Origin of the sequence: Streptomyces sp. NPDC050625 (genome assembly GCF_040654755.1) — a bacterium.
Taxonomy (GTDB): domain Bacteria; phylum Actinomycetota; class Actinomycetes; order Streptomycetales; family Streptomycetaceae; genus Streptomyces.
Map to the genome: position 1 here is coordinate 1 of NZ_JBFAIQ010000089.1, position 5,964 is coordinate 5,964.

General features: G+C 66.5%; 4 protein-coding genes and 1 pseudogene. 2 read left to right on the forward strand and 3 right to left on the reverse strand.

Annotation, left to right across the window (positions count from 1 at the left end; genetic code table 11):
* A partial coding sequence (locus tag AB0I54_RS47750) for a DUF2399 domain-containing protein (RefSeq protein WP_363302688.1) occupies nt 1-367 on the forward strand: 367 nt, incomplete at its 5' end.
* A gap of 1,280 nt (nt 368-1,647) precedes the next feature.
* Nucleotides 1,648-1,773 (forward strand): annotated as a pseudogene (locus tag AB0I54_RS47755) (IS5/IS1182 family transposase); the annotation flags it as partial.
* Nucleotides 1,774-2,313: 540 nt separating this feature from the next.
* On the opposite strand, the gene AB0I54_RS47760 reads toward AB0I54_RS47755, so the two are convergent.
* From AB0I54_RS47760 to AB0I54_RS47770, 3 genes are all read right to left on the reverse strand, one after another.
* Nucleotides 2,314-3,078 carry an alpha/beta hydrolase gene (locus tag AB0I54_RS47760; protein WP_363302689.1) on the reverse strand — a complete coding sequence of 255 codons (765 nt, stop codon included), beginning with the start codon at nt 3,076-3,078 and terminating at the stop codon, nt 2,314-2,316.
* 1,641 nt (nt 3,079-4,719) lie between these two features.
* Nucleotides 4,720-4,926, reverse strand: a complete 207-nt coding sequence (locus AB0I54_RS47765) for a cold-shock protein (protein WP_363302690.1) — start codon at nt 4,924-4,926, stop codon at nt 4,720-4,722.
* Nucleotides 4,927-5,128: 202 nt separating this feature from the next.
* The gene (locus AB0I54_RS47770) at nt 5,129-5,584 is read right to left on the reverse strand and encodes a hypothetical protein (protein ID WP_363302691.1); all 456 of its coding nucleotides are present in this window, start codon (nt 5,582-5,584) and stop codon (nt 5,129-5,131) included.
* Nucleotides 5,585-5,964 lie beyond the last annotated feature (380 nt).

Sequence of the window (5,964 nt, forward strand, 5' to 3'; positions counted from 1 at the left end):
CGCGGCCGCCGCCGAACTCGAGGACCGCGCCGCGGCCCTGGTCTGCACCGAAGGCATCCCCTCCGCCGCCTGCCACAAGCTCCTCGCCGACGCCGCCCGCGCCGGGGCCCGCCTGAACTGGCGCGCCGACTTCGACTGGACGGGCCTGCGCATCACCGCCACAGCCGTCGAGCGCCACGGCGCCCGCCCTTGGCGGATGACCGCCGCCGACTACCGCGGCGCCCTGGACCAGGGGCAGTCCACCCCGCTCACCGGCCCATCCGCACCCAGCCCATGGGATCCCGAACTCGCCCACGCCATGGGCGTCTCGGGCCGCTCCGTCATGGAAGAGCGCCTGCTGCCCGCGCTCCTGGCCGACCTCGGCTGAGGCGACTACAGCGTACGAGTCCGCCGCGGGCAGCGACTGCATAGGAGGAAATGCGCCGTACTGGTGAGGCAAGGAGGCCTAATTCACGGGTTTCACCAGCCCTTCTTGTAGAAGGCGAGGGCGGTGACGGTTTTAGCGACGAGGGCGAAGCGGGTGAGTGGGCTGCGGTAGCGGGTGGCGAAGATCTTCCAGTTCTTCGAGCTGGAGATGGAGGCGGCCCGCGGTGTCCGCGACTTCTACGATCAGCGCGCCGGGAACGCCGACGAACCCCCGGCCGCAGCCGGAGCCCAGGGACGCTACCTGCTGGTGCTGAGCGAGGAATTGGTGAGCCGAGGATGCCTGACGCCCTGCTCGCCTTCCCTGTCCCACAGGTCTGCGTTGAACCTTATCCGGATGCATTACGTAGTTCAGACAAAGGGGAGAATGACGCCAAGGGAAGGCCTAAATGCCCGATACTTCAGATGAGCAGGACAATCGGCCGCTTAGCTACGTCTCCGATAGTACTATGCAGGATCAGGGAGACCGCTACTCGGACGAGGAGTTGCGCCGTGATAATGCACGCCCTACAGTGACTCTGGCTAAGTTGACAGCCAATAGGAGCTATGCGACCCAAACTGAACCGCGCGTGAAACCACCTCTGATTCCGCAGGTCCGCGGCGCACATCTCGAGCCGACGGCGCCCAAGCGGGAATCTTCATTTCCTCCTGATGTAATGTGGGAAAAAACACCGCGTTCAGCAGAAGCAGCAACCACTAGTGCCCTCCTGAAGTCTATGGCGAGGAAGCGTTGGGTGCCAGTGGTGGTCGGCGCCCTGATGGGGTTTGCGGTGGGAGGACCAGCGGCCGCGTGCGTGGGCGCTGTACTGGGGCTTTTGGCGGCGGAGTCACTCCGCCAGATCCTGAAGCCCCAGGAAAAAGGACACAAGGCCCAATCCAGTGCTGATGCGGTAATGGCCCAGGGGTCCGAGCGTTTGCAGGGCTGGCCGTCGCCGCGAATTTCGTCGCACGAGGCAGGGAATAATACGCCAACCGCACAGGTGGAAAACGGGCATTCACTCCAACTGGGGGAGCGGGTAGGAAAGCGACATGAGTCGCCGACCTTGACCAATATCGCTGGACGTAACATGGCGGCGGCGGCGGCATCGACGATGCCGGTCACAAGCCACCCTCACTCCGTTCTCGAAAATGGCAACCGCGGCAGAAAAATTTCGGAAGCATCGCCGGTTGAGTATTGGCGACTTGGTGCATCCAATCGTACTGGTCGGAACGCAAGTCGGTGAGGAGGTTCGCCGCGAGGGCGTGAACCTGCAGGTCATCACAGCGGAAGTGGGGAAGCTGTCGTGGCTCTCGCCCGCCTTGCCCGGAGGCACCCACGACGTGAAGGCCGCCTGCGAGCACGGCATCATCGGCGCGTGCGCCGCGACCGAGATGAGCTGGCCGAGTGCTGCGGCCATGGTGTCGCTGTCGCCGATGACCGTCCGCAGGACCCATTCCTCGACATGGCGAACCGGTGATCCCCGGAGTGCAGGATGCTGAGCCGGGAGTCTCCGGGTGACGCGCCGACATTCCCGCTGTCTCCCGGCTGTGGCCGTCCGATCGGGCACAGAGGGGGCACGCGTGCCCTGTCCCGCATCCCAGGCTGCGAGTGTGATCCCTGACACCGGCGGCACCCGGACCGTCCACCACCCCGCTCACGTCACCAGGACTCAGCCTGCAGGAACAGCGTGATCACCTCCGCGAAGAACCAGATGGAGAACACCAGATAAGCAAGCCACAGCCCCCACAAGACCCAGCGGGCCTCTCGTCGTATGCGCATGAGCGGATCATCCCCCCTCGCGATCCTGACCCTGTTACCGGCCCGGTTCTGTCACACACATCCCAGCTGCCTCGACCCGGGGCCGCGGTCGCGGCGCCCGGGTGGTGAGCCGGACGCCGCAACCGCGCACGTCAGGTGGACGCGGTGACCGTTCCGGCGAGGTGCCGGGCGAAGAACCGGACCGCGCTGTCGGCCTCGTACCGGGGCAGCTCCTTGTGCTTGCCAGAGTTCACGTGCAACGACTTCTCTTTCGAGGCGAAGGCGTCGAACAGTGCGAGACCTTCCTCGCGAGAGATGTGCTCGTCATCCCACTGCAGATCGAACTCGATCGGGATGGTGATCTGCTTCGCCTTCTCGGCCAGGACCTGGGGCCAGTGCTGACCGAAGACTGCGGCCGTGATCCGGGGTTCGACCGACACAAACGGCACGCCGATCGCGGTGCCCATGTTGATGCCCCAGTATCCGACCGGCCCGTCAGTACCGATCTCCGGAAGCTCCTGGAGGGCGTCCAGGACCGCCAGGTACTCGGGCACGGCGAGTTCCGCCAGGTGGGCGTTGTAGCGAGCGACGATCGGGCCTTCCGGCTCGCCGGCCGCCCTCGCCCGGAACAGTTCGGCGATTTCCGCCTCGTCGTGCGCCGTGCGCGGCCGGTCGCCGTGACCGGGCGCGTCGATGACAGCGACGTGGAAACCGCAGCCGGTCACGAGGAGGCGGGCCCGGCCGGACATCGCCGGGTGCTTCTTGTGGTTGCCGCCGCCGTGGCCCATCAGGACCAGGGGCGCGCGATCAGCGCCGGAAGCCGGCGACCAGAGGACGCCAGGGACGTCGCCCACGGTGAAGTCGCGCTCGACCATGCCGTTCGACGACGACTCGGCGGTGAACTGCAGAGAGTGCATGAGGTGTTGCCTTTCGGGAGTGCCTTGTTGTCGAGGCGCTCCCGGCGACACCTACGCCAATCGCCCAACCGTGACGGGAAGGGGGAGCACCCACAGAGAAACGTTCATGGGTCTCACCTCCTCGGGCGGTGTCACGGGCAACTGGAAGCTATCAGATTGATCATCATCCCGACCAGGCCTTTTCCCTGACACGTGATCACAGCTCCAGACAGGCCCTTGCTAGCCCGAAGGTTCTGCCGGAGACACGGCGCGGCTGCCGTCTGGGACTGTGAGACTGGTGGGGTTCCGCACGGGTCGTGGCCTGACCCGGTCTGTGACTGACCTTGATGTCTCCCGTCCCGGCGTCATGCCGACCACACCTGGCAAGCCGATACGGACGCTTGACCGAGCCCGTGACCCGCGCTGTCAGGGGTGCGTTTATCCCGCGACGCGTGTGCGGGTCCCGGCCCTCGTGACAGGACTCGCGCCGGTCGCGGCCCCGGTCCCGCCCGGCACCGGGGCCGCTTGCTGTCAGCAGCGCCGTATCGCGCTGACCTGGCGTGGTCGGGCTCATGGTCGGGGGTTGCGGGCCTTGGGCGGGCCCGTGGTACGGCCGTCCGGCACCCGTGGCCGGGCTCCCACATCGGCTGGGCAAGCTCACCAACGGGAGGCTTGCCCAGCTCCGGACGGGCTTGCCCAGTCGGTACCGGGCATCGGTTCCTTGGCGAGCCCTGTCCGGCTGGCGGGGTTGCTTCCTTGGTGGGGCCCATAGGGGGCTGGAGGGTTTGGCCGACCGTTGCACCGAGGGGCGCACCGCGGGTTGGAGCACTCTCATCGCGTGGGAGCACGTTTGCGCAGGTGGGGTGCTGTGGGCAAGCCCTTCGCGGACACCGACACCTCTAATTCGACAGTAATTAGAGGTCTGGATCTCTGGTGAGCCCGGGGCGGCGTGTTCGCTCGGGCAGGACGTGTGTGGTCCGGTCGGTGCCGTGTCCGCAATAGCCGGAGAGAGGTTCTGCTCCTCCCGCGGGCTGTAGCGGAGCGGCGGGGCGTATTCAAGGCGCGATGCAGTGTTCTCGCGGGCCAGATTGCATGCGCACGCGGGGCTGCCGTGTGCCTGATCCCGAGGGGGAATCTCCCAGACACCGCCACGAGGCGTGCGTGCCGTGCGCAGCAGCCGGTTGGCCCAGGGTGGCGGCCGGACCGGATGGCCTGCGCAACGCTGTGACCTGCCGTGGTCGGGCCCATGGTCGGGCCTGGAGCGTCCGTGGTTGGGGGTGGTGCGGGCCGTGGTCGGGCCTGCGTGTTGGCACCGAGGCCGGCGGCCGCTTTCACGGCACGGCCACCGCCACGTGGACGGTTGGCTGGCACGTCACCGGGGGTGGTGGCGATGCCGGGCAGCTCACCGAGGTCCGCCAGACACCGTTCACGGTCGCCGTCGCTGAAGCCCAGGTCCTCAACTGACCGGCGGCGGTTGGTTCCGCTGTTTGCCGGGCGTGCGCACAGCCGAGGGCGCGGATGATGTGTGCCCTGCGCCGACGGCCCCTGGCCGATTGCGCCCGGAGTCTGACCGCTGAGTGATTCGCCCGGGCGCGCGGGGATGGTGTGCGTACGCAGGAGCGTCCCGCCAGTTTCGGCTGGCGGGACGGGGCCAGCCGCTGGTCAGCTGATCCTGGTGACGTTCTCCGCCTGGGGACCCTTGGGCCCCTGGGTGACGTCGTACTCGACCGGCTCGCCCTCGTTCAGCTCCTTGAAGCCTGTGCCGGTGATGGCACGGAAGTGAACGAACACGTCCGGTCCGCCGTCGTCCTGCTGAATGAAGCCGAAGCCCTTGTCGGCGTTGAACCACTTCACGCGCCCTGTTGCCATTGCTGTAGATCCTTCTTGATGTGCCACGGCACCGAGTCGCGGTACCGACCGCAGCCGTTACAAGGCTTCGGCGGTCCAAGTCTCCACCTCCTGCAGGGGCTCCGCCCGCATCGCCGGGCCGGGCTCAAATGTCCCGTCTCAGACTTCTGCAGGCGTGCCCCTTGTTCACCTCTGCGAGAAGGCTGCGGCCGAGCGCAGCGACTCAAGCTTCTGGGGCGACGCCAAGGTCTCGACGCATCGCTTCACGGAGGGCTCGGGCGGCAGCCTCGTACGACTCGCGCTTGGCCCGGTACGTCTCATCCTGGGAAGTCGCTCCGTTCAGCACTTGGTCCCGAAAGTCACGCAGTGCTGCATGAACCCGATCAGTGAGCGCGAGTACCTCCGTCGGCGCGCAGAGTTGCAGTTGGTGGCGGAGCTCGTAGGCACCGCTCTCGCGAACTCTGTCGCGCACCTGCCGGGCCCGATCCTCCGGCGAGTCCTGGACGTTGTGGGCGATGTCGCGTAGCTGGCTCCGGGTCCGGGAGAGGGCAATGAGGTACTCGCCATACACCTGGCGCCGAAGCTGCTCGTCGCGGGCTTCCTTGTCACGGCGTGATCGTGCACGGTCGACGGCGAGTGTCGATCCGACACCGATTAGCGCGCCGAGACCGGTGCTCACAAGAGTTCCCCAGTCCACTGTGCCCCCGACCGGCGACGCAACTGAGCGGTCAGCCTTCAGCGAGACTAACCGGCTCCAGTGAGACAGGACATCAGACCACCGCCGCCCGCTGAGAGGGTCTTTTTGGACCGGTTAGCGTCACGTGAAGGCGAGCAATGCTCATGACCTGTGGATCGGCCTCGTGTTGGACGCGAAGGGCGTACCTTCCCGAGTGATCGACTTCTGGTTATCGAGTAGTAGGACTCCGTTAAGTCATCTGGTTCGGGCTGTTCCTGGGCATGTTGGATGTGTGGATGCACACGAAGTGAACCGTGTTCGGGCCAGGTTGGCGTTATACGTGGCCGATGTATTCGCCTCGGTGCCGCGCAAGGACCAGCGGG

Bases quoted from the DNA above. Each gene is read 5' to 3' on its own strand.
- AB0I54_RS47760 (WP_363302689.1), bottom strand. From the start codon at position 3,078: ATGCACTCTCTGCAGTTCACCGCCGAGTCGTCGTCGAACGGCATGGTC.
- AB0I54_RS47765 (WP_363302690.1), bottom strand. From the start codon at position 4,926: ATGGCAACAGGGCGCGTGAAGTGGTTCAACGCCGACAAGGGCTTCGGC.